Source organism: Sphingobium sp. GW456-12-10-14-TSB1, from assembly GCF_059424385.1.
The window spans coordinates 817,039-841,358 of the sequence record NZ_JBWKZI010000001.1 but is presented as its reverse complement, the minus strand read 5'-3'; the positions used below and the strand labels follow the sequence as shown (position 1 = coordinate 841,358).

Sequence of the window (24,320 nt, the reverse complement as noted above, 5' to 3'; positions counted from 1 at the left end):
TCTATCGTGTTGAGGCGACAGCGATGAAGGTGGTCGGCTTCTATTGATCGGAGCCCCATCAGCCCGGGAGGTAGCGAGAGAAGAAGGCATTTCGCTCGGCGTCGGTGCTCAGCTGCACGAAGCGACCGGCGGGATGAAGATAGATGATGACCGGACAGCCGCGATCGGACAGTCGTCGAATATTGAAGCCGCTGCCCTTGCTTGTGCCATCCCAGATCACGAGACCGGCGCCTGCGAGGAGCGACATTTCGCGGTCTTTCGCGCTATGCCACTCGCGTGTGCCCGGACGCGCATCGGACTTTACGCGCGTGACCGGCCAGCCTCCGATATTGTTCCGGGGCGTGGATCCGGTGCAGAACACGGTCACCGCGTCGACGTTCCAATCCGAAAGATAGAGCTGCACGGCCGTATCGACGCCGCGGGCATCGCCGACCAGCACCGGGACGCCGTCGTCGACAATCTTGCCGAGGCGAGCCTTCACTGCCTGGGGAAGTTGCCGGATGGAAAGCGAGCCGGATACGAAAATCGGCTCTGCGTGCCGACGACGGTCGGGCGCGATCATGTGAACGGCGGTCATGGCTATAGCCTCCCTATTGGATCACCATCAACCACCCCCTTCTCTCCTCCGGCCCGTCGCGGCGACGGCGGTCGGCCATTTTCGGATGCGTAGCCCGTCCGGCGGCAAGCCGGGTCACTGGCCCGGCAAGTGGGGCGCATGGAAGCTCTGGCCGTGCCCGCAACGACTTGCTATCGGGTGTCCGTCTTCGCAGCCGCATTATTCCTCACGACAAGGAAGAACGACATGACAGAGAAGGTCGATACGGCAGAAATACTCATAACGCTTACCGCCGATATCGTGGCCGCGCATGTCTCGAACAACAGCGTCGCCGTTGGTGACTTACCCGTGTTGATCCAGAATATTCACGGTGCGCTGAACAGTCTTCGGGAGCCGGCAGTGCTGCCGGACATCAAACCTGAACCGGCGGTTTCGATCCGTGCTTCGGTCAAGCCCGATTACATCGTATGTCTCGAAGACGGCAAGAAGTTGAAGATGCTCAAGCGGCATCTGATGACACACTATCAGATGAGCCCTGCCGACTATCGGACCAAGTGGAATTTGCCTTCCGATTACCCGATGGTTGCTCCCAATTACGCCGAACAGCGCCGGTCGCTCGCCAAGAAAATCGGGCTTGGTCGTAAGCCAAGGACGGTGGAAACCGCTCCGGCCCCTAAGGCGAAGAAAACGCCGACAACCCGGCGACCGCGCAAGAAGCCGACCGAGGCAGAGCAGTCAGCATAGCATGAAGCCGCAGGGCGCCGCTCTTCGCGCCCCGGTGGTGACGACGCCTCGGATAGGTCAGCGCCTGGGAGGCGCCTTCGAAGTTGAAACGGGACTCTATAGCTCAATCAATTCGTAGCCTCTCGGCTTCAGTATCTTCCGGGTCCAGTCCTTGCCGATCGGCAGGTTTTCGCTGACCAGGTCAATCGCGGAATCGGCGCGTTCGAACAATGCGACACAAAGCTGATCGGTATCGAAGCGTGAACGGTACTGGATGCCGTCAAGCGCGGTGTCAGCGTAGACGAACGCGGAGATCGTCTGCGTCGTGGCATAGGCATCCCGATGGATTGCGGGATCGAAGTCCGCCGAAACGCCCGCGGCCGTCGTTTGGAACCAGGCGAGGCCAGGGCCATGCAGCTTTGCGAGGCGGAGCGTTCGCGTGGTGACGAAGGCGGCGGCGCGCTTCTGCTGGACGCGGTCCCATAGGACGTCCCGGTCGCCTGGTGTCCGCAGCAGGCTCTCGGTAAATGGACCGGTCAAGCTCTTGCCGAGATAGAGGACGCCGTAGCGCCCTTGAGGGTCGTCCCAGCGCCATGTCGCGTCCTTGCGCCCATACCAGCGCGCGGGAACGGATGCGCCGTGCACGCGGTGGAGCGTTTGCCCGGCGGCGATGGTCGCCACCGGCATAGTAGCGCGAGCGACCATCGTCAGTCGTCGAGCGTACCGGCGAAGCGTATGACGCGATCGACGTCCGCCTCATTGCCCTTGATCAGGTCGATCGGCCGCGCGTCGCCCAGACCTCCATCGCCGCTCACCAGATATTGCAGCACGGCCCATCCGCCGGCGCCGGGCGCGGCGGCAAGAATGCGCGACATTGCAGGACGGATGGTGTCGCCGTCGAACTGGAATGCCGGAAACAGCTTGGCGCCATTGTCTTCGACCATCAGCAGGCGGCGATCGCGGGCGGCCTTGTAGACGGCTTGCACGGTCTTGTGGCCGAGAAGCTTGCGCACCGCCTCGGCGTCGAACGCGCCGCCCGCTTCGTCGATCAGCCGGCGCTTGAAGGCGATTGCCCGTGTGATGTCCTCCGCTTTGTCGGGATCATCGGTTTCGACCGATGGGATTCCGCGCGCGATATTGAAGACGAGCGCCGCAACATCGACGCTGCCGATCGCGGCCGCCTTGGCGGCGGGCGGCATCATCTTGATGATGCGGTCGGCGCTCGCCATTATCCGGTCGCGCAGGATGCTATCGACATCGACGGTTGCGGTGCTGGCGGGACGGGACATGGGGGCACTCCTAGTTTAATGAGTTACATTTAGCGGATTATCGCGACCAATTCAACCAGCATTCTGTCTGACGCTTCACTTTGGTGCGGAGCGGTCGGTCAAGCGGTCCCCAGCAAATCGGCCGCCCACTCGGCGATCCAGGCGTCGGTAATTTGATCGTGGGAAATTTCGCCGTCCATCACGAGCGCCCGAATCTCCTCTCGCGCGGCGGCAACGGCGGCTTCCCAGCCTGTCGGAAGGGGTTCCGCAGGCAACGGCAGCGGCAATGACGATTGAAACCCGTTCCGAGGACGCGCGAGCCGGGCATATTGCCGTTCGGTCCAGCGTTCCATGTGGTCGGCGACGAAGTGGTTGGTCTTGGCGTGTCCGTCGAACAGCGCGGACATACGCGCCGCATAGGAGAATGCGCTGCTGTCGACCGTGATCTTGCGATGTTCGAAAGCGCGCAAATGACTAAGAGCCGGGCCTTTGATCCCGAAACCGTGGAGCGGGTGCGTGGAATCGAGATGGCGGTCGAGTGTTTCGAACACGGCGAGAAGGCCATCCTCCCCGTGCACGGCGCGCCGACAGGTCGATCCGATCGCAACCGTTTGTCCCGGACGCAGGATATGGGCGATGCCATCGAGACAGCGCACATAATCGCCTGGTCGGCGGCCTTGCAAAACTGGCATGAAATTCGAGACGATACCGGCGTCGAGTGCGCGGGCATGGCATTCGATGTTGAGGCGAACAGTGCGCGCGATCCGATCGAGCACTTCTTCACGGTCGCGCGCGATCTCGGGTTCGACGCAATGATCGAGGCTTGCCCAGAGCCGCCAGGGGTAGGCGGCCGCCAGCCCTTCGACATAATCCTCGACGGTCCATGGGAGGCCTCGATATCTTGATGCGAGGACGAATCCGGCGGAATCGAGCATGATCGAAGCGAGGCCATGGGCGTTGGCAAGCTGCCTCAACCGCCAACCGGCCCATTCACGCCCGCCGTCACATTGCCGCCAGCGTGACAGGCTGTTCGCGGAGATGAGGACGGGAAGCTGCAACGCGCGCGCGCGGGCGAGCAAGGGCCCCTCCGACAGGCCGGGAAGGCCGACGATGATCTCGATGGGGGTGCCCGCGGCCAACCGAGGGGCAACGTTCGAAGAGTACACCGGTGATCGGTCCGCCTGGGACAAGCCGGCGGGCGGCTGCTGGAAGCGAGAGGGGATGTCATAGGGCATGAGGCCAGTTCCTGCCGTCCGGGCGCATCAGCACGCCCGCCTCAAACCCTCCCTCTCCTCTTCGGTCAGGCCGTCGCCGCCAGAGGCTGGGCGACCGGCGGTTGCCCGGGATCGATCATGCCAGGAGATTCCGGCCGCCCCAGCGCGCCGGTGCCGCGCGCGATCACGCGTCGACGGCTTGTGCGGGAAGCCGCGGCTCGAGATGGTTGCGAACGAAGCCGCGTGTGATGCGCAGTTCGCCGGACGCGACCTTGGCAAGCTGCTCCTCGAAAGTAAGCTTGTGCGTCGCGGCCGCTTCTCGTGCTATCCTTGCCTCCTCTCGCCGCGTGTCCTGCCAATGTGCTTTCGCCTCAGCGAACCCCATACAGCCGAGGAGGCGCCGGAACGCGTAGATCTCCTGAGGCGAAGCCGGAGGCCAGCAGGAATTGCGCATGGGCGCGTGGCGAACCCGGCCAGGACGCCTTGGAGGCGGCAGGGCCCGGCCTTCGCCCGCCAGTTCGGCGGCGAAGGCGTCACGAAGCCGATAGGCTGTCGAGGCGCCAATCGCGAGTTCGCGCGCGGCTCGCTGGACGGGCACCCGATCGAGGAGCATCGCGCGCAGAAGGTCTTTCTGTTCATCGGTTACGAAACGCGCGCTTTCAGCATGCACATGACGGACCCCGCAGCTATCGCATCCAGGAAGCGACTCCCCTTTGCGGCGCAGACTTCGGATAAGGCGGCCCCTGATCCTGGTGCAGCTCGTCTTCGACACGCCGGTGCGCTCGGCGATCTTCTGTGTGCCGAGCCCCTGCAGGAACAGCTCCTCGACCTGCCTGCGCTTTGCCGGCGACAGTTTGACGCCGCTGTAAGCCTCGCCGCCGCCCGGCGGGGGCAGCGCGGCCTTGCCGCGTGCGAGCAGTTCACGATTATATCGCCGGCGCTGCTCGGAAACGCAGGCGGCCGAGACGCCAAGACGCAACTGAATGTCGATGCCCTTGTAACCCTTCTTCAACGCATAGCGCAGTCGCTCGATACCCTCAGCCGTCAGGCGCCCATGCTGATCGCGCTCTGCCGGACGGTATCCGCGCCGGACACAAAGGGCGATCGTCACCGCGTTGCAGGCGCTGGCTTCGCAGATACCGAAATGTGTGCCGATCGCGCTGAACGACCAGTTCTCGACCTCACGCAGCCGGATGGCTTCGTCGAGGTTCTCACCGCCAAGGCGCGGCCTCGGCGCGGGATTTCTATGGGCTGTCTTCAGGCCGAGCTTGTGAGCCTTGACCTGCAAGGCATGGACGCTTCGGCCCGGAAGCCGCTGCGCGACGCTGTGTCCTTCGGCAGGATAACAGGCACGCAGCGTAACGATTTCCTGCGCCGTCCATGGCGCGGATCTTGGGATGGTCATGGGAAGGACTCCGGTGCTAGGAGCGCCTGCCCTGGAGCAACCGCGGTCGTGATGGTCTGCGGTCCATTTGAACAGGCCTCGCCTGCTCTCTCCCCTCTCCCCTTCCCATGCGCCGAAGACCAGGCGCGTGAACCTGTGTGTCAATATGCTCCGCAGTCGCCAGGACGACTGGAGCCTATTGATGATACCGCGCTCGGCGCCGTCCGTTGGGGGTGGCTGCATAATGTTTCATGCCGACAAACCGCAGCATTGACAGCAGACAGCACGGGCGCTTCGTGCGCGCCGCTCATCTCAAAGTAGGTTCAAGGCCCGGTCGATGTCCTGTCCTGGTCCAAGGATTCGGACGACACCTATCCGATCGCCTGCGACACGATAGAGTAAAGCATAGCCGCGATAGGACCTGCGTCTGATACCGTATCGTTCGTAACGCGGAACCAGCGGAAAGCCCTGTGGCATCTCGGCAAGGCCCTGTGCGGCGCTCTCGAGCTCTGCGATGAAGGAGACTGCGCGCAAGGGATTATCCTGCGCGATGTAGCGGCCGATCGCGCGTAGATCGCGCTGGGCGGCCGACGCCAGTATGACAATCATTGAAGCGGGGTCTGGTGGCCTTGAGCTTCGATTTCGGAGGTGAGCTCCCGACAGAAGGCCCCGAGCTCACGGCCGCCGCCGCTCTCCAGTTCCTCTACCGCTTCCTCGACTGAAGCATCAAGCGAGCTCAGCCAGCGCTGTTCATTCTCCGTGTCCGCCTGGTCACGACGGATTAGATCGCGCACATAGTCACTGACACTTGCATAGTGCCCCTTGTCGATGCGCTTCTGGACATAATCGCGCATCGGATCGGGCAATGAAACATTCATGGACGCCATTGACGTATCTCCTGAGGTCATAATGGCACAAATTGCCATTGATAGCCAGACCGATGTGAGCATCAGGCAGCAACGGCGGCTTCTTGTGGCACCGGCGTGCCTGCGCCGTCCAAAAGCGGGGGCAGCGGCGCGTCACCGTCATTGTCCGCGTTGAACTCGCCCTTGGTGCTCGCCAGCTCGGCCTCGAGCTCGGCGAGTTCGTTGAGTTTTTCGTCGAGCAGGGCGGCGTCGGGAAATGCTTGCCCCAAGCGAGCCTCGAAGGCGGGAAGACGCCGTTCGTTGGCTTCGAGACTGGCCCTGACGACGGCGAGATCCGTGTCGAGATCGCGGATGGAGGACTCGATCCGGCCGATCACCGTGCTCGGCCGCGTCTTCTCGGTCACCTCGAAGTCGGCGTGCTCGCCGTGATGCTGCATCGCGATCACGGTGCAGAGGTAGCGCCGTCCATCGGGGTCGAGGGCCTCGTAGCCCGAGAGTTCCAGGCCGATGCCGTTGAAGGTGCCGAGCGTCCAGCGCGCCTCGGCGCGACCTTTCCGCATCCGGTGCGCATATCCGAGGAGACGTTCGCCGGCAGCCTTGCGATCGGTCATCATCGTGCCGTCGCAATCGAAGAGGATCTCATCCACCTTCGTGGGAACACGATGTGCAAGATCGGCCTCGAGCCTGGCGATCTGCTTGTGGCAGTCCTCGATCTCGCGCGTCGTTCGCGTGATGGTCCTGCGGATATTATACTGGTCGTCGACATGGGCATCGCGCAGGCGCAGGAGCCGTGCGACCTCGGCATCGAGCCCGGCCTTCTTCATCAGGCGGTCGTCGCCCGACGCGAGAGCCTTGGCCAGCGCGAACTGATTGACGTTGGAGCTGACGTCCTCGATCCGCCGGATCGAGCGGTCACCCGACATGGCCATGTTGATGAAGCGGGCCTTGCGCTCGAGCATCTGCCAGTTGGTCGCGTCCATCGAGCCGCTGGTGGCGTAGCCGTAAAGCTCGATCTCGTCATTCTGGTTGCCCTGGCGCTCGATGCGCCCTTCCCGCTGCTCGATATCGGATGGCAGCCAGGGAACGTCGAGATGATGCAGGGCTTTCAGGCGCTGCTGCGCGTTGACGCCGGTGCCCATGGTCGCGGTCGATCCCAGAACGAACCGCTTGCGCCCCTGGTTGAGATCGTTGAACAGGCGCTGTTTGGCGCTGTTCTTCTTGTAATGCTGCATGAAGGCGATCTGCTCGGCCGGCACGCCCATCGCGACAAGCCGATCGCGGATCCAGACATAGGCGGAGAAGCCGCGCGTTTCGAGCGCGGCCTCGGTGCCGAGATCGGAGAAGATCATCTGCACCGCGCCTGAGAGCGGATACGGCTTGCCGGTTTCCGGATCGATGTAGCGATAGTCGGCCGTCTCTTCCCAGATACGATAAGCATTCTCGATCAGGAGATTGAGCTTGTTGCCCTCCTCGTTGCCGACATCCGCGTCGACGAACCGCAGGTCGATCGCCGAGTGGCGGCCATCGGTAATCACCGACAGCAGGATGTCGTCGCCCTTTTGCGGCCGGCCGCCGCGGGTCTCGATGGCCTGGATGCGTTTGGCGAGCACCCGCTGATAGGCTTTGAACGGCGCGCCGGATTTCGCGACGACGATCTGCCGTTTGCCGCCCCTGATGGTGGGGAGCTTGACGTACTGGCGCAGATCATCCTTCAAGACGACATCGGCGACGCTGCGATACATCGCCATCAGGTCGGCGACGTTGACGAACTCGCAGAAGCGGGTGACGGGCTTGTAGCTGCCGCTCGGCTGGAGTTCGAGTTCGGTGCGGGTGTCTCCGAAGGCAGACGCCCAGGCGTCGAATTCGTGCAGGCCCTTGGCGTGAAGCTCGTCGGGTTGCATGAAGCGCTGCAGCGTATACATCTCGCCCAGCGTGTTGGTGATGGGCGTGCCCGATGACAGGATCAGTTCGCGTCCGGGATTGGTCCCGGCGAGATAACGGCTCTTCACGAACAGGTCCCAGGCACGCTGCGAGCCGACCGGGTCGACGCCCTTCAGGTCGCCGAGATTGGTGGCGAAGGTCAGCTTGCGGAACTGCTGGGCCTCGTCGACGACGATCTGGTCGATGCCGATCTCGCCAATATGGACGAGGTCATCCTTGCGGGACTGGAGATTCTCCAGCCTTTGCTTCAGTCCTTCTTTCAGGCGTTCGACGCGTTTGCGCGACACGCGGTCCTGGCTGTCGATGCCGGTGATCAGCACCTCGTAGCTGTCGAGCTGGTGCTCGATCAGCTGCTTCTCGAAAGATGACGGCGTGGGCACGAACTTGAACGCATCATGCGTGATGATGATCGCATCCCAATTGCCCGTGGTCGCGCGCGCCAGGAACCGCTGCCGCTTCTCCTTCACGAAGTTCGTGTCGTCGGCGACCAGGATGCGCGCGGTGGGATAGAGCATCAGGAACTCGCGCGCGATCTGCGCGAGGCAATGGTTGGGCACCGTGATCATCGGTTTGTTGGCGAGGCCGAGACGCCGCTGCTCCATCACTGCGGCGCAGAGGCTGAAGGTTTTGCCCGCGCCGACGCTATGGGCCACATAGGTCGAGCCCGACGCGATGATCCGCCAGACGACGCGCTTCTGGTGATCGCGCATGCGGATCGTCGTCGACGCGCCCGGCAGCTTCAGGTGCTGGCCGCTGAAGCTCCGGGGCACGAGATTGTTGTAGGCATCGTTGTAGATGCGGACCAACCGATCGGCGCGTTCGCTCTCCTGCCAGACCCAGGTCTCGAAGGTCGACTTGATCTTCGCCAGCTTCTCTTTGGCCGCTTCGGTGTCGACGACGTTGAGCTCGCGGCGTTCCGAACCGTCGGCGTCGCGGTGGACGTCGTAGATCTTGGGAATGTGGGAGTTCAGCGCGTCTTCGAGCAGGTCCGCCGCGCTCCGGCGGGCTGTGCCCCAGGTCGAGGAGGAACTGACGTGCCCGGCGAACGGGGCCTTGTCGACCGTCCAGCTCGCCAGCTCCACCGTATGGAGGATCCGGGTCTCGACCTCCATGATTTCGAGGATGAACGCCTCGATGACATCGACCGGAATCCAGGGCGCGCCGAGACGCGCGGTGATCTCGCTGGGCTTCAGATCGACCGGCTGGACCGCTTCGAGCGCGGTGGCGACAGCAGAAAATCGCGGATCGGTCCCGGCTTTCTCGCGCGCGAGGGCGAGCTTGGTGCGAACCGGCCCGGAAAGGACCTCGTCGGCCGTGACCCAGTGATCGAAATGCGGTGTGCTGCGGACGGGGTCGAGATAGATGTCCCCCGCAAGATCGGTGAGCGCCTCGGTTTCGGTAACGCCGAGCATCTGAGCGATCAGGGGCAAATCGACGCGGCCGCGGTCATGGAGCGATAGCGCCAGGGCATCCTGCGCCGAATGGATTTCATGGGTTACCGGCGGCTTGACGACGCATTCGGTGAAGATCGGACCGGGCGTGCCCGTGTCGCTCGCCTCGTCATAGGTCTCGATCGAAGCGACCAGCCAGACGTCGGGGTCATCGAGGAAGGGCTGAAGGTTAGGGCGGCGCTGATACTCCTTCTCGGCCCCTGTCTCCGGATCGGTGCGGATGCTGGTGATGGTGCGGTTGATCGGACCGTATTTTTTCGCGAACTGCCGGTAGTGGGTGAACAGCGCCTGCTGAAGGGCATCATAGGGCCGGTCGCCCAACTGCGCGCGCAGGATCGCGCGGACCGTATCGCGGATCGGGATGAGGGCCTTGATGATAGCCGCGTGCTTGGGAAACAGACCAGCGCCGCCGCGGCCGGATTTGACGCCGACCACGGTCGGGGTGCCATTTATGATCTGGTGGAGGACACCGCCGGAAACCAGATAGCTGCCTTCCTTGAACTCGGCTTCGTCCGCGGCGGTGCCGACTTGCACATCCAGGGTGGCGCTTGGCATGTCGCGCAGGGATGTGGTGCGCTCGAGCGGCTTGCAGGCGCCCGCGTGCTTCGATGCGATCGCGGACAAGGTGGCCGCGAGGACGACCGGGAGGTCTGCGTCGGGGTCGGCCGCGCAATTATAGTCCATGCCGAACTGGCCGCTGCGCCATTCGTGACGCCCCAGCACATGATCGGGATGGTCGAGGAAATAGCGGTTGATCCGCAGCGGCCCGAAACCTTCGTCGCTGTCGGGGATCTCGGCCAGCTCGATCCAGTTCTGCGTGCGTGGAAGGGCATCGGGGGTGTGTTTCTGGAAAAGCAGGATATCGACGACGACGTCCGTGCCCGCCTCTTGCCGCATGGCCTTGCCCGGAAGGCGCACCGCGCCGAGGAAATCGGCAATGCCGTCGATATGGTGGCGGGCTTTGGGATCGCTCTTGTCGAGCGAATAGCGCGATGTCACAAACAGGGCGATGCCGCCGGGCCGTAGATGCTCGAGCGATTTGGCGATGAAATAGTCGTGAAGCGACAGGCCGAGCTTACCGAGTTCGGTCCGGTTCTGGATGGTGAGGTTCGAGAAGGGCGGATTGCCGATCGCGAGGTCGAAGTCGGCGGGCAGGGGCGCCTTGTCGAAATCGACGCAGCGGATGACCTGATTGGGATAGAGCGCTTTTGCGACGCGAGCGGTGACGGGATCGTTCTCGATGCCCACGAACAGCGTGTCCTGCGACAATGCATCCGGCCGGAGCCCCATGAAGAGGCCGCTGCCGCACCCCGGTTCCAGAACCTGCCCACCGGTAAAGCCGAGGGTCCGGGCAGCGTCCCACATGGCGCGGATGATGTATTCGGGGGTGTAATGCGCATATTGCGTCGCGCGTTTGAGAGACTGGAGTTCGACATCGGTCGTCTCGGCGACCAGGGCCTGCCCTAGTTCCTCCCAGCCCTCGCGATATTCTTTCCCGCGGCGGGCGAACATGTTGTTGGCAAGTTCCGACGCGCCGAAGCCGATGAACCTGGAAATCGCCTGCTGCTCGGCCGGTGATGCGGACCGTCCTTCGCGGTCGAGCAGGTTCAGCAGCCGGATCGCCTCGACATTGTCGCGTGCGCGTTCCTTCCATGAGGACGCCAGGGTCCGCCCCGCCGATAGGGAGAAATCAATAGCTGCCTCGACTGGCGGCCGGGCGGTGTCGACGATGGTTGCCGAAAAGAGCGTCGGCTCCGGATCGACGGGGGCGGCTGGCTTGGCGGGCGCGACCGGCTGGTCGAAGTCGAGGCACAGCTGGAGAGCCAGCGCGGATGCACTGTTTCGCATGGAATGCTTCCTTTTCGGTGGTCTTGCGGGCGCGGCGTGGCGGCCCGGTCGGATGTCAGGGGGGCTGCGGCCTCACGCCGAGCGGCGGCTCAAGCGGGCTTGTTACGTGCGCGGTTGGCAATGATTTGGCTGACTGCCCCTGGCGCTGCGTGATCGATGGGAGGCCGGGCGGTTTCGATCAGAGGTCCAGGATCGCCCCTTTGAGGACGGTATAGAGGCCGACCTCAAACCGAAGCTTTTGAAGCATCCGGAATTTGGTGTCGCGGCGGGCATCGACGTGGAAAGCGCTACGTCCGGTGTCCGCTTCCTTGATCCCCGTCGAGAGACTGGGGTAGGTTTGTCCGGCGCGGGGCCCCGTCATGATGCGGGCGATTGAGCGGCAGTCGAGGGTGCGATCGAGCGCGTATCCCAGATCGCGCAACTGCTGCTTGATTTGGCTGAGAGTGACCGGATGCCGGCCTTCGGCGGCTCGGGCGTCAAGCTCGTTGGCAAGGGCAGAGTTCATTGGCGGAAGTCCTTCGTCGAAAATACCGCCAATCCTCCTCCCCCTTCCCATCCATGACGCGTCTGCTCGAAAGGCGGCATCTGCGTTTATGTCCCGCCGGGCCGGAAATGCGGGATCAGCCCAGGCGAAGCGAAGCCGCATATTGCCGCAGCAGGTCGGCCATCGCGGTTCGGGCATGCGCCTTGTTGCCGATCACGATCTCGGGATGGAGTTTCTCGCCGAACGGCGTGCGATAGCCATGGGCGAGATCGCCGCTCGCATCCTCGATCACGATGCGGTGGCCGCGAGGTCGCGCCGGACCGGCATAGCGCGCGGTGAAATCCCCGAGGCGTCCCGACAGCCCGGCCGCCATTTTGGACCACCGGATATGGCCGGCGGCGAACTGGTCGCCGGGCGCGCGGCCCCGGGCGAGCCAGAGGCGAAACTGCGCGCGCTGCTGGAGCACCGAATTGCGGGTCCGCTCCATCGTTCGCGCGAGCGGCAGGATATCGGCATCGGCATCGAGCCGGTCGAGTTCCGCATCGTCGGCAACGATCAGGATGTCCGTATAGTCGCCCTGGCGCAGGATCTGGCGGAGCGCGGCGCCATCGCCGGGTGGCGGGGCCGACAAGCCGGATAGCGGATGCAGCCCGGTTTCGGCGCTGATGACATATTGGGCCGCAGCCTCATGTCCGGGCCGTTCGCTCAGCATCGCGAGGATGCCGATCGCGCCTGTCTCGCGCTCCGAAGCGCCGAGCAGCAGCAGGCGGCGATGCCATGACACGGGCGCCGGGGTATCGGTCGGGCCTGGCCATTGGCTGGGAAGCGGCCGGGCGGCGCGCGGGTTTTCAGGGTGCGCGATCTCGGATGGGGTGACCGCCAAGGACCGCCGCGCGGCATCGAAGATGTCGTCGGGCTGACCGCCGCCATCCAGAAAGCCCTGGTGGTAGGCGGGTCGGCGGACGTCCTGTTCCCCCGCGCGGCATGGTGACGGTGGACGCGATTCCCATCCAGCCTCCGCAGCATAGCGACCGTCAGCATAGGCGTAAGAGGCGTCCCAATCATAACCACGAACGTCGCGGGCATGGAGGATGAAGGCATTGCGGCTGTCGGTGCTGCCCTCGGCAATCTGGCGTTCGATGCAGGCGAAGTTCGCGAATTGGCGCTGGCGTTCGGTCTCCAGTCCGATCGCTTCGTTGAGCGGGCGAAGCGCCTGAACACGCTCGCGGGCACGCGCCATGCGCTCGTCCAGGGGCGCGTCGTTCGGCAGGTCGGGAAAGCGGCGCCAAGCGTCGGCGAGCGCATGCGCGTGGTGGGCCGGACGGCCTTGCGCCATCCAGCATCCCGCATCGGCGGGATCGAAGTCGTTGGTCATCGGCGTTCCGATCCGGGCTGTCAGCGGCTGGCGAGCAGCACGTCCAGGGCGCGCGCGAACACATCGTCGCCGGCGTCGTTGACAATGACGGCATCGGGATTGGTGGCGCGCACGGCGCGGGTGACGATCGCCAGTGGCCGCTTGCGGAGCGGATATTGCAGGATCTGATCGCGTTCGATCGCGATCAGATTGGTGCGGAGAAGGCGTTTGAGGCGTTTGCCTTCGACGGCGCGCATCAGAAGGTCGCTCACCTCGATCTCAAGATCATGATCGCAAGCGAGGTCGTCGCCAAGGCTGCGCGGGAGTCTATTGGCCGTCAGCCAGGCATTGACTTCAGCTTCGGTCCATCGGCCGACCTGACGATAGAAGTCCGCCCCGCCCGTTCCCTGGTTGCGTGCGTGGAAGGCAAGCTCGCCGTCGATCCAGACCTCGGCTGCAAAAGCGGCGGTTTCCTGCGAGAGCGCGGCATTGTAGGAGATGCGCCGTAGTTCGATTTTCATGGGGGATGCTCCAGACCGCTCCACCAAACGGAGCGCCTTTCCCTTCCTCCTCCCCTTCATTCGGTCATGTTGGGCAGTCCTCGCGACTGCGGTATTCCGCATCGTAGAAGCAGCTGTTCTCGAACTCCGGATCGTCCGCTTCGTCCACCAGAAAGCTGGTGATCTCTTCGGCTGGCTGCGCGTCGAGCACCGCCGCAGCGTTGGGAAGGAGACGAACAGGGAAAATCCCTGTCCCGACGATCGCTGCCGCTTGCCGCATGGCGTCCGCATGATCTTCCGCGGTCACCGCGACCTTGACCCGGATCGTCGTGTAGACATGGACATGGTGCGGTTTCATGCCGGTAGCTCCGACCAGCCACCGGCGGCGCTGATCCAGACCATCCCAACCGCGCCGGGACGCGTCTCGAACCTGTCACTATCCCCGGCGAGGGCATAGCGGACGATGATGCTGCCGCGGTCGTTGGCGCGCAGCGGCGCTCTTCCGCCGAGCACGATCAGGTCGCCGCCCCCGCCCGGCATGTGAACCACATCGCCGGGTTTGACCTTGGCGGCGAGAACGCGGCCAATCGTATAGTGGAGTGTCCAGTTATCGTCAGTAATAGGCGTCATGCACACTATCCTTCCAAAAGAGAGAAACAGGGACGGGTGGGACTACTTGGGCGGAGCTAGCCGCTATCCTTCAACCGTGATTTCGTCCGTGTCGAAATCAGTCAGTTCTTCCGGGTCGATCAGTATCTCGGTGAAATCTTTCGCGCCGGGAACCTCCCAAGCAGCGGGGCTTTCCCGGGCCGTCTCGATTGCCTGTTGCGCCGCAATTTCCGCATTTGGTGCGTTGATCACGATACGTTGATTGACCCACGGCCGCGCGATCACCTGGACTTCAAATTGAGGCATATTTGTTCTCCTTTAGTCTCGCTCAGCGGTGTCAACGCGACCCGTGAGTGCGCCATCTCGGGGGTAAAAAGCGGCGGCACCGATGCGCTGTTGCCCAAAGGCGGCCGGTTTCCGGATGGTGAGCCGTCGGCAGGCCGTCGAAGACATGCCGTCCGAGCGAATACGGCTTCAGTCGTTGCGCGGCAGCGGAATCGGGACCGCCTGCCCGCTGGCAAGATTGATGAAACCGCCCGCATGGCCGATCGAGCCCCGGCCGAGCAGGTCGAACAGCAGCGCGAGGGCGTGGCTCGCCATGACGCGGTTGACGAACAGCGACTGGCGTTCAAGCGCCTCGGCAACAGAACAGGACGGGGCGTTGTCGTCAGGCACGCTGTCGTCGGCGAGTTCGGGGAAATATTCGAGTACGGTCGGAAGCCGTGCGCGAACCTTGGCGCCGGCCCGTGCGGGGCAGCCAACCAGAAACTGTCCGTCACTCGAGCGATTGCCGAGGTCCATCCAATAGGCGGGACCGTTCCGTTCATCAGCAAGCGCCGCTCCGATCGCACGGCGGGCCGAGGCCGTGTCGACACAGGTGATGAGGATATCGGCGCCGTCGACGCCGACCTTGCCGGGCGCGCGTCCGTGAACCGCCTTCCAGGCGAGGCCATGCGCAAGGTTGATGCGCTCGATGAGCGTCCGCGCCTTTGAATTGCCGAGATCGCAGCGAAAGAAGGGCTGCCGGCCGAGATTGGCCTCGGTGACGATATCGTCGTCGACCACGGTGACGTGCAGCGATCGCGAGGAGATCTCGCGCAGCGCCATGTCGAGCGAGGCGAGTCCCATAAGCATCTGCGCGCCGTTGCCGCCGCAGCCTATGAGCAGAACCTTGAGCGTGCGGTCGCCGAATGCGGCTGGAAGATAGTGGCGGGCGCTGGTGTCAGGCGGCATGATGGTCTCCTGCAAATGGGCTGCGCGGCAGCGGCAGGAACATGCCGCCGGCGCAGAGGCGCGACGCTCTTGTGGGACCGTCGAGCTGGTCCAACCGGCCGAACACGAGCGATATCTTCGTCGCGTGCGCGTCGTCGGCATCGTCGGTGGCGCTGAAGAAGGCCGGCCCGGTGCCATGGCTATGGATGTCGCAGATCATGTGCCAATCGGGCGGCAGGACCGGCGTGCGATAGACAAGGCGCGAGGGCGTGGCCTCGTCGATGACGGGAAAGTCCAGGGCGAACTCGCGCGAGGCCTCGTTCCAGAGAATAAAAGCCGCGCTTTCATTCGGTAGGGCCGCGCGCAGCGACTCGAGGACTGATGTGAGGAATCCCGCGGGGATGAACCCGCAGCGCAGGTCTGCCTTTGGGCCGCCGACGCTACCATAAGGCAGGTGCGCCGCAATCGGCCGTGTGACCGGAATGTCGAGCGCGAGCCATGGACGGCGCAGGATCAGGAGGACGCCATCCGTCCCGACAGCGAGGCCGCGCCCGACCCGAGCGGCGCGTAGTGCGTCGAGCGCCGGCGATCCGCCATGCAGCGGGACCGGATAGCAGGGCACATCGGCAAGGAGCGCGGCAGCCGTGGGATCGTCGGCGAGCAAGGCGGTCATTTCGCGCCTCCGATGATTCTGCCAACGGTTACTGGTTCGGTCGATGAGCGCCGTCCCTGCCGGGCGCCGGCGCCAAACGGCTTGAGGCGCTTGATCGGAAAGCGCTTCGCACGGCGGGCGGCAAGACCGTCCCAGAGCCGGACGAGGCCGCCCTTGCCGCTGATGGTGAACTCCTGTCCCGGATTTGGGTGCGTCGACCAACTGTCGAACACCGCCCGCTCGAACTCCGGGATGGACGAAATGGCGAGCGCGCGCGGTGTCGGGATATTGCCCCAGCAAAGCGATCCATTGACGAAGACGTTGAGGATCGGTGAGTGCAGCACGCGCGTGTCGGCGGTCGGACGCTCGTTCACGGGCAGCGCGTAGACACCGAGGCGCGACCCGGTGGCGATGAACAGATGTGCGGGATAGGGCACCGGCACGACCGTTCGTTCCGTCAGGACCTGAAGCCCCGCCAAACGCGTCGACAGGTTGAAATAGGCGGGGCGCACCTGTTCGGGAACCCACCAGACAAGCATGTCGGGGTGAGCGACCAGTATGTTTTCGGGCAGGAGTTCGGGTCGGACTGTCCGCCCGAGGGCTTCGGTCCATTGCCGCAGATGCGCGCGAGAGAGCGGAACGCCCGCGGCTATCGTCGGCCGGCCCTCGTCGTCATGCTCGACCGCGTGCATGCTGGCGAACGCCCCCGCATCCCCGCGGTGGGCACCATAGGAGCTGAAATTGCGCGGCCCTTCGCTGCGGTAGAGCAGGATCGCGCCCCTCAGGACCAGGCCGCCGCCAGCGGCTTCGAACTGGGTAGAATGTTCGGACATTGGACACCTCAGAGTTTGGCTGGATCGACCTGGATCAGCTCTTGTGCTGCGAGCAGGAATTCCGCGCCGAGCCGTACGGACGCGAACCAGTCGTCGATGTGGTGTGCATCCCGCAGCGGGCACAGCCCGGCGACCTCCATGAAGCCCATCTCCATGCCGTTGCGGGCGACATCATCGAGTTCGCGCGCGAAGTGATCGAAGGGAACGAGCGTGAGCGGCGGAAGGGACGAGCATTCCTCGATGCCGGGGATATAGTCGTAGGCGACCTCGAGATCGAAGTCCCATGCGTTGCGTTCGGGCCGGAGAGAGCCGACAGCTTTGTGCGCGGCGTGAAATCTCTTGAGTTTCTGCCGCAGGCCTGATGGGAGCCGCGCTGAAGGCGCCGCGTTTTCCTTGATCATCCATTCGGGCCGACGCGCGTTCATTTCGGACGGCAGCGTAAGTTCGTCGAGCTCGTCCGCGTCCGCGCCGTGATAGGCTATCAGGCTTTGCCGCGCGCGTTCGTCGTCGGTCTCGCCATCCCAATAGTAGATAGATATCTCGTTGAAGAGATCCTCGTAGCTGAAGATCGGAAGGACGCGGCCGAGGCACTGCTCGAGCGCCCTGTATGCGGCGGCGCGCCAGGGAATGGGCGCATCGCCGGTTTCGATCCATCCCAGTTCGATCTGGCCCAAGTTCTGGCAGATCACGGCAATCGCCGGCGTGCCGTCCCCCTCCTTGAGAATGACGGCGACCCTGAAGTCGGCGATTTCGATGGGATCGAGGATCTCGAGCACGGCGGCGTTGAAAATGCCTTCGATATGCTGATGGGCCGCGGCGCGCGTGTATAATCCCGACGACGCTTCCCGCGCGGCGACCCAGCGGCCGATCAGCTTGTGATGCGGCGGCAGCGGCGCATCGAATATCGCGGGGACATCCGCCGAGATCGCGACGGCGCGCCCCGCGAGGTCAGCCGAGCGGCGGGAGGGGCAAGCCGGCCGGGCATGCAAGCGGTTCCGGGGTTTCGCCGTTCCCGTCATAGGGGTCGGAGAGGATCCGCGCATGGAGCGCCTTGGCCTGACTGCTGCAGGCAGGTTGGGAGATATCAGCCGAGTTGCCATCGTTCTCGATCCATTCGATGAGGCTTTTGCGGGGTGCGGCCGGGATAGCCGCGCGTTTAGCGTGCGGCATGGGTCAGCCCTTGGTGCCGACCGCGCGGCGATATTCGGTCACGTGCGCCGTGCCCGAAACGCCGACGTCGATCATCTCGGCGTTTGTTATCGCCGGGTAGAGGGTGGCGTGATAGGCGCGCAGGGCATCCGGGTCACCCGCGAGATGCGGCGGCACCGGAAGGTCGATACCGTCGTAGCGATAGGCGCGCGTGAGTTGATTAACCTGCATATGAGATCTCCGGGTTGGTGATGAGGGAACGGGTCGAGCGGATCGGCTCAGAACAGGGTGGCGGGTTCATCTGCCTTGGCGTCAGCCGGGGGACTGGTCGGCGTCTCGATCTTCGGAGGGCTGGTCGGAGCGGGCGGCTTGGTCGCCGCAGCCTTGGCGGCCTTTGCCTTCGCAGCTTCCGCCGCGGCGGCCCTGGCGTCTTCGTCCGCCTGCCGCTGCTCGGCAATCTGGTCCGCGAGCGTCCTGCGCGTGGCGATGAGCTGGCCGAGCGCGCCGTTCGCGCCGCGCGCCAATTCGGCATCGATCTCCTCGGCGCTGGCCGTGATCGAGATTGGCCGGGTCTCGCTGCCGTCGAGCGCGGCAGACTTTGGGCCCGCCTTACGCGGAATGATCGTCAGGGTGACGGTCTCGTCGGGTCCGGCGACCATGTCGAGACCGAGCGAATAGCGGACGAGCAGCGGGAGCAGGCTTGTAACAAGCATGTCGGTATCCTTTGTCTGGGAGTGTGGGGAAGCCGGTCAGGCAGCGAGTTCCGCGATCGGCGCTTCGGCCTGGTGGGCACCGCGGTCCGGGGGCGCACCATAAGTGCCGTCGAGGGTAATGGCGCTCGGCAGGCGCCCGGCCCAATCGAAGCCGATCCGATTGAGCATGCCGGTAATCAGCTCGGGCTTCTTTGAGGCGAGCATCTTCGCGAACCGCTTCTCGCCTACATGTGCGACAAGGCCGCATTCCTGGGCGATGAATTTGAGCTCGCCCTTCGTGTATCGCTCGAGAAACGACTGATCGACCTGCCAGCTTGGCCGAAGGTCGACCTCGAACATCCTGGCGAGATCGGCGACATGGCCGAAACTGACCACATCCTTGGCGTAGGCGGCGCCGATGACGGACAGCACATTCGCCGCGCGGGCGTCGGGCAGCGCGCGGATCGCGGTGATCTGGGCGCTGTAGTCGAGCTCCGGAAACTCGGGGCCGACCAGCAGGCCGGCGCGCGACGTCAGCGTATCGGACTTGATCTGCGAGAGCGTGCCCGACATCGCCGCGACAAGGATGGTCGTGCGAGCCTGCTCAGCATTGCCGGCGAGCGCCCGTGCTAGCGCGGTTCGCCATGCGGATTCGCGAAGGTCGGTGGTGCGGGCCGCGATCGACCTGGCGGTGACGGCTGGCTTGTCCGCCGCACTGGCGCTGGTGGCGGGCTTGACCTGGGCGGCGGGCGTCGCGGCGCGCGTTCCGATGCTATCCAGGCTCAAGGTGGTAGCTTCAGAACGCGGCTGAGCGTCGGCCGAAGGTGCGGTTTCCTCGATCGCATCACTGTTGTCGTCGCCGTCGTCCGTCTCGATGGGAGGCGGGGCCGCGGCCCGTGCTGCCTTCGCGGCGCGTTCTTCCTGCTCGAAACGGATCACCTCGGCGGCTTCGGTCTTGAGTTCGAAGCATGCAGCGTTGGTGCAAAAACCGTCGTCGACATGGGTTTCGAAAAGCGCGCGCTGCGTCGCCGAGTTGAACGGGCAGGTCGTGCATTCGCTCTTGTCGAAGCAAGCGCTGCCGAGGTTCTGCGTGACGCGCATCAGCAGCTCGCGCGTCTTGTTCACGTCGAGCCCGGCTTTCAGGATCGTTTCGAGGGCCTTGTCCTGCTTGTCGCCGGGAACCGCGGCGAGCAGTTCGGCGTGGCCGAGCTTGATCCGGCGTTCGTCGAGCGCGGTCTTGACCACCTCGGAGAGATTGGCGAGCGCCAGGCGGCGATCGAACTTGTCGCGCGACCATCCGAGCCGCCTTATGGCCTCGGCCCGGTCGCCCTGACACGCCGCGAGGTAACGGACAGCGGCATCCGCCTGCTCGGTCTCGGAAGGGTCGTCACGATCGTCGTTTTCGGCGATCGCGGCTTCGAGCGCTTCCTGGTCCGTCATTTCGCGGATGATGACCGGGACTTCGCCGTCCGGGCCGTAGACCTCCAGTCCGCCCCGGTAGCGGCGCTCGCCGCAGACGATGGCGAAGACGTCGGCTCTGGGGCGAAGCAATATCGGCTGGATAATGCCGCGCAGCCGGATGGAGGCGACCATTTCCTCGTGCTTTTTCCGGTCGAAATAGCGCCGGGGATTGTCGCCCTTCACGATTCTGGAAAGCGGGAGCGTGGCGGGGTAGCTCGGATATGGCGAGGTCAAGGCTCGTCTCCTTGTGGAATTTGGCGGGCTGATCAGAGCCGCCTCGGCGTCCCGCCGCGCGTGCCTGAATGTGCGGATCGCAGCCGACCGTCAGGCCACCTGCTCCAACCACCTCCCTCCCTCTCTCCCTTCTGCGCGATGCAGGTCGTTCCAGTCGTTGAAGCCGCCGCCGGGAAACCTGGTCTCGATCACAAGACCCGGCCGCGTGTGCGCCTGCCGGGCGCGTCGCGCGCAACGGCGACCCGGAGGATCATCGTCAGGGAGGAGAATAAGATGCTCGACCCGCTCGGGTATTGTGACCAGAGGCAAGCGATCGGACCCCAACGCGGCCCAAACCGGAATGCCCAGCCGAAGATGCGCGGACCATGCGGTCTCCCACCCCTCAGCGAGGCCGAGCACGGAAGTTGCGGTACCAAAGCGAACCGCGCCGCCGAGGGGTCGGCCCAGCAGCCGTTTCGGGGGATCGAGGTCGGCGATCGGCAGACCAGTGCGAGGATCGAGGAAGAGCCGCTCCAGAGCTATGACGCCGGTATCGCACTCCACAGCGGCAAGCAGCGCGGGGCGGAAGCAGACGTTTTCCCCGCGCCCGTAGGGAACCCGATCGTGATAGCGGAGCGAGGGATACGAACCAGCCAGTCTGCGAGATGCGAGATAAACTTCGGCCGGTGTATCGCCAATCGGACCGGCTTCCCTCCAGAGAGAGCGTATCCGTCCCGAGAGTTGGCGCTCTTGCCCATCGGGCATGGTGCGACCGCCTTCGTTCGAAGGGATGCGGTGCTGGTCACCGCGAAGCGCGCGAATGACTTCGATGGTGGAGCACCCCGCAAAGCATTTGAACAGGATACCGCGTTCACCGACCCGGACAGAAAGGCTCGGGCGATGATCGTCATGGGCGGGGCAACGGCACATTGCACCCGATGGCTTCCATTCGCCGCCCAGGGATTTGACGATGCTGGCGGCGGCCGCATGCAAGCGGGGATCGGCGCTGGTCCGCGAAAGGGCCATGAGAAAAACTCCAGCTGAAGGCTATCCTCCAACCCAAGCCCCCTCCCCTTCCGGAATGGTGACGCGACGTGAGATCAGGAGGTCTGTGACAGACAGCGAAGCGAACCTTCCGCACAGTCCGCACCTCGTGTGATCTCGATTGAAGAATGGATGGTCCTACTGCGGAAGGAAGTCCGACGGGAGTTCGCCGCAGCTAGGCCTTGTCCGCCTGGTATGTCCGTGCGAATATTCCGACATGCCATGAGCAAGCGATCCGGAGTAATCTATGGCCGAACTGGAAAGGAAGCTGACGCCGGAAATGCGGCAGACGATTGATGAGCCAAATCCTACGGTTTTGGCGATAGAAAAGCTTATCCATGCCGCAAAAGGTGATGACAAAGCGATCGAAACAATTGTGCGCGGATACATCCGCAACGCCATATATGTCTTTCAGCGCCATATGGTGGCGAGCGCTCTTCGTGATCTCGATCTGACAAAGGATGATCTCAGTGAGGATCTGGTGGCGCAGATTGTCGCGGATACGGGAGAATATATGGGCAAGTTTCGAGACTGGCTTCTCCTCGAGTTGAATCACGCCAACGGAACGCCAAAGACGACAAACTAGTGGGCGATCCGACTCAAAGGACAGGCAAGGTGAAGAGACCGATGATCGAACTTGATCCAAGTGTTGCCGACGAAGTGCCTTGGTCGGACAACATCACGCCCTATGACGATCAGCATACCATCACATATTTCCGGCTATTGGGCGCCGACGTCGCGGGCGCGGATTGGCAAGAGGTTGCCCGGTCGTGCTACACCGTGATCCGATCGCCGAGCCGGAGCGGACTCTGCATTGCTGGAAAGATCATCTGCGCCGCGCGAAGTGGATGACGGAGGTCGGCTATTGCAGAATTCTGGCCCAGCAGCGGGAGACGCTGCAATAACCCACCAGTCGCTATTCGATATCTTGACACGTCCCCCAATATCGAGGTGCCAAGAATCGTTGCCTCAATGGCGGAGCGGCCTCGTCGGGGGTGGCGTTCCACGAAATTCATCAAAGGCGAAATCGTCGCCCAATGCGTAACGACGTAGCGGATCATCTGCTGTCACGCGGCTCGCCAGTACCTCGCGCTCGGTCACATAACGCAGCCGGCTCCAGTCCAGCACGCCGTCGACAAGGCTTTCGGCGCGCAGGAAATCCATATCTGGTCCTGCCGGTGGAGCGAAGGCTTCAAGATTACCACCTGCATCTTCGAGATGCGCTGCCACCAGATCGCATATAAAATTGAATATCCGCATGAGGCCAAGCCGACTCTGCTCATCGGTGATCGCTTCATGCAGCACCTATACCTCATTACGGAATGCGGGGCGCGGGACCGCATCTCCTTCGCCATAGGACATGAGCCGATCCCAAAGATCGATGACGCGTTGATCCATCGTTTGTCCTTCCGGCCAGATTGTACGACCAGGCAGTTAGAAGGCACCGTTGGGCAAAGGAAATTCGGTCCGTTTGTCCTCGAGATAGCGTGCCCTTCGAATTCGTTCTTTCGCTGCCTGCGCCGACACTCCGCAGCGCTTGGCCACCTGTTCGTAAGTCAGATTCTCGCGCTGCTTCGTCTCGCGGAGATGCACGTCGAACGCATGGCTACGCCTATACGCGTTAAGCTCACGGTCCACAGCGGCAAGACCGCCCTCCGGGTCCCGAAAGAAATGTGCCGGCACGGCCGATTGTCCGGGAAGTCGAGCACTAAAACCCCAGCCATAGCGCTTCATGATCCTGGCAAGATCATAATAGGAGATCCGGCCAAATCCGCCGATCAACACGAGGCTTTCGAGCGATCGGGTCGCTACATTGCTGAGGCGCAACGTCTCACCGCCAAGGTCGAAGGCTGCATCGTGTATCAGGCAGTTGCGTGTGCGGGGTAGGATAAGGTGCCAGGCGGCTAAGGCCTCGATCGCCGGGTCGGCTCTACCTGAAGGTTCAAGGTCGGCATCGCACGGTGGTGACAGTGGCTCTCGATCAACCGCGTCCAGAATATTGTTTGCCATTGTGAGAATGGCACGTCGTTCTGTCCGCGATTGCCCGTTGAGCAGCCGCGCGATGTCGCGTGCGAGTTTACTGCGACTGAACTCTATAGCATCTTCCGCATTCATGCATTCCTCCGCCGATCCAAATATCAGATCGGCATGCCATATCCGTTCTGACGAATAGATGATTATCGCCATACACGGACAAAACCTTACCATGGCCACCCGCCAGCGCTCCACCGCGGGTTCTTATCATCGCCTCCAATATGTGGAAGCGGCAGGGAGGTCGCCGATCAGAGTGCAGAATGGCACGTTATTCCAACGGCTTGCGCAGTCCTGTGAAGTCGGTCCATCATTGCAACTGCAAGCGCAATCCCGACAGGTTTCGGCGTAGCCGAGCAAAAGGGCGCTAAAACAGGCATCCATCTTCTTGCGGCCCTCCGACGTGAACCGCACATTGACCCGGCGTCCATCGGAAGGGTCAGGCATCCGCTCGACAATGTTCTGCTCCTCCATCACCGCCAGGCACCGACGGCCCGTCATCTCGGATGCTTTGGACGCAAGCCACAAGCTGGTTAGAGATGTCTTCAGGCCCTGACTTTCGCGCCAGTAGAGGTCGAGAAGCATCTCACTTCCAGGATCTGAGCAGAGTGAGCCGAACGTTGCTGTCGACGTCGCTCTTGCCTTGATGATCGACCTGCAAAGAGGCGCGAAAACGGCTGGGCGACCGTGCTCGTCCAGCATAGGTTCAATTTGAGCATCGTGTTTCATGGGCATCGCTCTCCGTCCCATCGCGAGTATCATCGCGCGAACCGCGTCGATGTCCCGCTCTTGATTGTCCCCCACTGTATGGAACGGAATGTTCCAAGGGCATCAT

At 63.5% G+C, this 24,320-nt stretch carries 28 protein-coding genes; 3 read left to right on the top strand and 25 right to left on the bottom strand.

What is annotated here, in order from left to right:
- Window positions 1-58: 58 nt before the first annotated feature.
- Entirely contained in the window at window positions 59-577 is a 519-nt protein-coding gene (locus AC07X9_RS04035) for a hypothetical protein (RefSeq protein ID WP_048575812.1), read from the bottom strand.
- A gap of 225 nt (window positions 578-802) precedes the next feature.
- Between AC07X9_RS04035 and AC07X9_RS04030 the strand changes: the two genes are divergently transcribed.
- Window positions 803-1,300: a Ros/MucR family transcriptional regulator gene (locus AC07X9_RS04030; protein WP_048575813.1), complete on the top strand. Its 498-nt coding sequence runs from the start codon at window positions 803-805 to the stop codon at window positions 1,298-1,300.
- Between the two features lie 96 nt (window positions 1,301-1,396).
- On the opposite strand, the gene AC07X9_RS04025 is transcribed toward AC07X9_RS04030, so the two are convergent.
- The 21 genes from AC07X9_RS04025 to AC07X9_RS03925 form a co-directional block, all read right to left on the bottom strand.
- Entirely contained in the window at window positions 1,397-1,966 is a 570-nt protein-coding gene (locus AC07X9_RS04025) for an RES family NAD+ phosphorylase (RefSeq protein WP_048575814.1), read from the bottom strand.
- Between the two features lie 20 nt (window positions 1,967-1,986).
- Window positions 1,987-2,568: a hypothetical protein gene (locus AC07X9_RS04020; protein ID WP_048575815.1), complete on the bottom strand. Its 582-nt coding sequence runs from the start codon at window positions 2,566-2,568 to the stop codon at window positions 1,987-1,989.
- Between the two features lie 98 nt (window positions 2,569-2,666).
- Window positions 2,667-3,686 carry a deazapurine DNA modification protein DpdA family protein gene (locus AC07X9_RS04015; protein ID WP_048575859.1) on the bottom strand — a complete coding sequence of 340 codons (1,020 nt, stop codon included), beginning with the start codon at window positions 3,684-3,686 and terminating at the stop codon, window positions 2,667-2,669.
- A gap of 259 nt (window positions 3,687-3,945) precedes the next feature.
- The gene (locus AC07X9_RS04010; protein WP_048575816.1) at window positions 3,946-5,166 is read right to left on the bottom strand and encodes a helix-turn-helix domain-containing protein; all 1,221 of its coding nucleotides are present in this window, start codon (window positions 5,164-5,166) and stop codon (window positions 3,946-3,948) included.
- Between the two features lie 291 nt (window positions 5,167-5,457).
- Window positions 5,458-5,754, bottom strand: a complete 297-nt coding sequence (locus tag AC07X9_RS04005; RefSeq protein WP_048575817.1) for a type II toxin-antitoxin system RelE/ParE family toxin — start codon at window positions 5,752-5,754, stop codon at window positions 5,458-5,460.
- A complete protein-coding gene (locus tag AC07X9_RS04000; RefSeq protein WP_048575818.1) occupies window positions 5,751-6,032 on the bottom strand; it encodes a type II toxin-antitoxin system ParD family antitoxin in 282 nt (93 codons plus the stop codon). The genes AC07X9_RS04005 and AC07X9_RS04000 overlap by 4 nt, the downstream gene beginning before the upstream one ends.
- Before the next feature lie 62 nt (window positions 6,033-6,094).
- Window positions 6,095-11,251, bottom strand: coding sequence for a helicase-like domain-containing protein (locus AC07X9_RS03995; RefSeq protein ID WP_140159559.1), 5,157 nt, complete (start codon window positions 11,249-11,251; stop codon window positions 6,095-6,097).
- Between the two features lie 178 nt (window positions 11,252-11,429).
- Window positions 11,430-11,756: a hypothetical protein gene (locus AC07X9_RS03990; RefSeq protein ID WP_048575820.1), complete on the bottom strand. Its 327-nt coding sequence runs from the start codon at window positions 11,754-11,756 to the stop codon at window positions 11,430-11,432.
- Between the two features lie 115 nt (window positions 11,757-11,871).
- The gene (locus tag AC07X9_RS03985) at window positions 11,872-13,110 is read right to left on the bottom strand and encodes a hypothetical protein (RefSeq protein WP_048575821.1); all 1,239 of its coding nucleotides are present in this window, start codon (window positions 13,108-13,110) and stop codon (window positions 11,872-11,874) included.
- A 20-nt stretch (window positions 13,111-13,130) separates the two neighbouring features.
- Window positions 13,131-13,610 carry a hypothetical protein gene (locus tag AC07X9_RS03980; protein ID WP_048575822.1) on the bottom strand — a complete coding sequence of 160 codons (480 nt, stop codon included), beginning with the start codon at window positions 13,608-13,610 and terminating at the stop codon, window positions 13,131-13,133.
- A 64-nt stretch (window positions 13,611-13,674) separates the two neighbouring features.
- Window positions 13,675-13,947, bottom strand: a complete 273-nt coding sequence (locus AC07X9_RS03975) for a hypothetical protein (protein WP_048575823.1) — start codon at window positions 13,945-13,947, stop codon at window positions 13,675-13,677.
- The gene (locus AC07X9_RS03970) at window positions 13,944-14,219 is read right to left on the bottom strand and encodes a hypothetical protein (protein ID WP_048575824.1); all 276 of its coding nucleotides are present in this window, start codon (window positions 14,217-14,219) and stop codon (window positions 13,944-13,946) included. The genes AC07X9_RS03975 and AC07X9_RS03970 overlap by 4 nt, the downstream gene beginning before the upstream one ends.
- A gap of 63 nt (window positions 14,220-14,282) precedes the next feature.
- Window positions 14,283-14,504, bottom strand: a complete 222-nt coding sequence (locus tag AC07X9_RS03965) for a hypothetical protein (RefSeq protein ID WP_086485516.1) — start codon at window positions 14,502-14,504, stop codon at window positions 14,283-14,285.
- Between the two features lie 168 nt (window positions 14,505-14,672).
- A complete protein-coding gene (locus AC07X9_RS03960; RefSeq protein WP_048575826.1) occupies window positions 14,673-15,431 on the bottom strand; it encodes a PRTRC system ThiF family protein in 759 nt (252 codons plus the stop codon).
- Window positions 15,421-16,083 (bottom strand): PRTRC system protein A, encoded by a 663-nt coding sequence (locus tag AC07X9_RS03955; protein ID WP_048575827.1) that lies wholly within the window; start codon window positions 16,081-16,083, stop codon window positions 15,421-15,423. The genes AC07X9_RS03960 and AC07X9_RS03955 overlap by 11 nt, the downstream gene beginning before the upstream one ends.
- Window positions 16,080-16,895, bottom strand: coding sequence for a PRTRC system protein B (locus tag AC07X9_RS03950; protein ID WP_048575828.1), 816 nt, complete (start codon window positions 16,893-16,895; stop codon window positions 16,080-16,082). The genes AC07X9_RS03955 and AC07X9_RS03950 overlap by 4 nt, the downstream gene beginning before the upstream one ends.
- Before the next feature lie 8 nt (window positions 16,896-16,903).
- Entirely contained in the window at window positions 16,904-17,914 is a 1,011-nt protein-coding gene (locus tag AC07X9_RS03945) for a hypothetical protein (RefSeq protein WP_495197979.1), read from the bottom strand.
- 154 nt (window positions 17,915-18,068) lie between these two features.
- A complete protein-coding gene (locus AC07X9_RS03940) occupies window positions 18,069-18,275 on the bottom strand; it encodes a PRTRC system protein C (protein WP_048575830.1) in 207 nt (68 codons plus the stop codon).
- Window positions 18,276-18,322: 47 nt separating this feature from the next.
- Window positions 18,323-18,757 carry a PRTRC system protein E gene (locus tag AC07X9_RS03935; RefSeq protein ID WP_048575831.1) on the bottom strand — a complete coding sequence of 145 codons (435 nt, stop codon included), beginning with the start codon at window positions 18,755-18,757 and terminating at the stop codon, window positions 18,323-18,325.
- 36 nt (window positions 18,758-18,793) lie between these two features.
- Entirely contained in the window at window positions 18,794-20,431 is a 1,638-nt protein-coding gene (locus AC07X9_RS03930) for a PRTRC system ParB family protein (RefSeq protein WP_086485514.1), read from the bottom strand.
- A gap of 90 nt (window positions 20,432-20,521) precedes the next feature.
- Window positions 20,522-21,436 (bottom strand): DUF7146 domain-containing protein, encoded by a 915-nt coding sequence (locus AC07X9_RS03925; RefSeq protein ID WP_086485513.1) that lies wholly within the window; start codon window positions 21,434-21,436, stop codon window positions 20,522-20,524.
- A gap of 265 nt (window positions 21,437-21,701) precedes the next feature.
- Between AC07X9_RS03925 and AC07X9_RS03920 the strand changes: the two genes are divergently transcribed.
- Both AC07X9_RS03920 and AC07X9_RS03915 read left to right on the top strand, forming a co-directional pair.
- Window positions 21,702-22,040, top strand: a complete 339-nt coding sequence (locus AC07X9_RS03920) for a hypothetical protein (RefSeq protein ID WP_048575834.1) — start codon at window positions 21,702-21,704, stop codon at window positions 22,038-22,040.
- A gap of 29 nt (window positions 22,041-22,069) precedes the next feature.
- Entirely contained in the window at window positions 22,070-22,306 is a 237-nt protein-coding gene (locus AC07X9_RS03915) for a hypothetical protein (RefSeq protein ID WP_239659669.1), read from the top strand.
- A 117-nt stretch (window positions 22,307-22,423) separates the two neighbouring features.
- Here the strand turns inward: AC07X9_RS03915 and AC07X9_RS03910 are convergent, their stop codons facing one another.
- The 3 genes from AC07X9_RS03910 to AC07X9_RS03900 all read right to left on the bottom strand — a co-directional run bounded on the left by AC07X9_RS03910 (window position 22,424) and on the right by AC07X9_RS03900 (window position 24,214).
- Complete coding sequence (locus AC07X9_RS03910) at window positions 22,424-22,759, bottom strand: hypothetical protein (RefSeq protein ID WP_237449622.1); 336 nt, start codon at window positions 22,757-22,759, stop codon at window positions 22,424-22,426.
- 129 nt (window positions 22,760-22,888) lie between these two features.
- Window positions 22,889-23,569, bottom strand: a complete 681-nt coding sequence (locus AC07X9_RS03905; RefSeq protein ID WP_140159558.1) for a hypothetical protein — start codon at window positions 23,567-23,569, stop codon at window positions 22,889-22,891.
- A gap of 126 nt (window positions 23,570-23,695) precedes the next feature.
- Window positions 23,696-24,214, bottom strand: a complete 519-nt coding sequence (locus tag AC07X9_RS03900; protein ID WP_140159557.1) for a helix-turn-helix domain-containing protein — start codon at window positions 24,212-24,214, stop codon at window positions 23,696-23,698.
- Between the last annotated feature and the right edge of the window lie 106 nt (window positions 24,215-24,320).

What these genes read in the sequence shown, in the direction of transcription:
- AC07X9_RS03980 (WP_048575822.1), bottom strand. Translation starts at nt 13,610, where the DNA reads ATGAAAATCGAACTACGGCGCATCTCCTACAATGCCGCGCTCTCGCAG.
- AC07X9_RS03990 (WP_048575820.1), bottom strand. Translation starts at nt 11,756, where the DNA reads ATGAACTCTGCCCTTGCCAACGAGCTTGACGCCCGAGCCGCCGAAGGC.
- AC07X9_RS03970 (WP_048575824.1), bottom strand. Translation starts at nt 14,219, where the DNA reads ATGACGCCTATTACTGACGATAACTGGACACTCCACTATACGATTGGC.
- AC07X9_RS04000 (WP_048575818.1), bottom strand. Translation starts at nt 6,032, where the DNA reads ATGGCGTCCATGAATGTTTCATTGCCCGATCCGATGCGCGATTATGTC.
- AC07X9_RS04025 (WP_048575814.1), bottom strand. Translation starts at nt 1,966, where the DNA reads ATGCCGGTGGCGACCATCGCCGCCGGGCAAACGCTCCACCGCGTGCAC.
- AC07X9_RS04020 (WP_048575815.1), bottom strand. Translation starts at nt 2,568, where the DNA reads ATGTCCCGTCCCGCCAGCACCGCAACCGTCGATGTCGATAGCATCCTG.
- AC07X9_RS03940 (WP_048575830.1), bottom strand. Translation starts at nt 18,275, where the DNA reads ATGCAGGTTAATCAACTCACGCGCGCCTATCGCTACGACGGTATCGAC.
- AC07X9_RS04005 (WP_048575817.1), bottom strand. Translation starts at nt 5,754, where the DNA reads ATGATTGTCATACTGGCGTCGGCCGCCCAGCGCGATCTACGCGCGATC.
- AC07X9_RS04035 (WP_048575812.1), bottom strand. Translation starts at nt 577, where the DNA reads ATGACCGCCGTTCACATGATCGCGCCCGACCGTCGTCGGCACGCAGAG.
- AC07X9_RS03935 (WP_048575831.1), bottom strand. Translation starts at nt 18,757, where the DNA reads ATGCTTGTTACAAGCCTGCTCCCGCTGCTCGTCCGCTATTCGCTCGGT.
- AC07X9_RS03925 (WP_086485513.1), bottom strand. Translation starts at nt 21,436, where the DNA reads ATGGCCCTTTCGCGGACCAGCGCCGATCCCCGCTTGCATGCGGCCGCC.
- AC07X9_RS03905 (WP_140159558.1), bottom strand. Translation starts at nt 23,569, where the DNA reads ATGAATGCGGAAGATGCTATAGAGTTCAGTCGCAGTAAACTCGCACGC.
- AC07X9_RS03985 (WP_048575821.1), bottom strand. Translation starts at nt 13,110, where the DNA reads ATGACCAACGACTTCGATCCCGCCGATGCGGGATGCTGGATGGCGCAA.
- AC07X9_RS03900 (WP_140159557.1), bottom strand. Translation starts at nt 24,214, where the DNA reads ATGAAACACGATGCTCAAATTGAACCTATGCTGGACGAGCACGGTCGC.
- AC07X9_RS03945 (WP_495197979.1), bottom strand. Translation starts at nt 17,914, where the DNA reads ATGACGGGAACGGCGAAACCCCGGAACCGCTTGCATGCCCGGCCGGCT.
- AC07X9_RS04010 (WP_048575816.1), bottom strand. Translation starts at nt 5,166, where the DNA reads ATGACCATCCCAAGATCCGCGCCATGGACGGCGCAGGAAATCGTTACG.
- AC07X9_RS03960 (WP_048575826.1), bottom strand. Translation starts at nt 15,431, where the DNA reads ATGCCGCCTGACACCAGCGCCCGCCACTATCTTCCAGCCGCATTCGGC.
- AC07X9_RS04030 (WP_048575813.1), top strand. Translation starts at nt 803, where the DNA reads ATGACAGAGAAGGTCGATACGGCAGAAATACTCATAACGCTTACCGCC.
- AC07X9_RS03965 (WP_086485516.1), bottom strand. Translation starts at nt 14,504, where the DNA reads ATGCCTCAATTTGAAGTCCAGGTGATCGCGCGGCCGTGGGTCAATCAA.
- AC07X9_RS03955 (WP_048575827.1), bottom strand. Translation starts at nt 16,083, where the DNA reads ATGACCGCCTTGCTCGCCGACGATCCCACGGCTGCCGCGCTCCTTGCC.
- AC07X9_RS03920 (WP_048575834.1), top strand. Translation starts at nt 21,702, where the DNA reads ATGGCCGAACTGGAAAGGAAGCTGACGCCGGAAATGCGGCAGACGATT.
- AC07X9_RS03950 (WP_048575828.1), bottom strand. Translation starts at nt 16,895, where the DNA reads ATGTCCGAACATTCTACCCAGTTCGAAGCCGCTGGCGGCGGCCTGGTC.
- AC07X9_RS03975 (WP_048575823.1), bottom strand. Translation starts at nt 13,947, where the DNA reads ATGAAACCGCACCATGTCCATGTCTACACGACGATCCGGGTCAAGGTC.
- AC07X9_RS03995 (WP_140159559.1), bottom strand. Translation starts at nt 11,251, where the DNA reads ATGCGAAACAGTGCATCCGCGCTGGCTCTCCAGCTGTGCCTCGACTTC.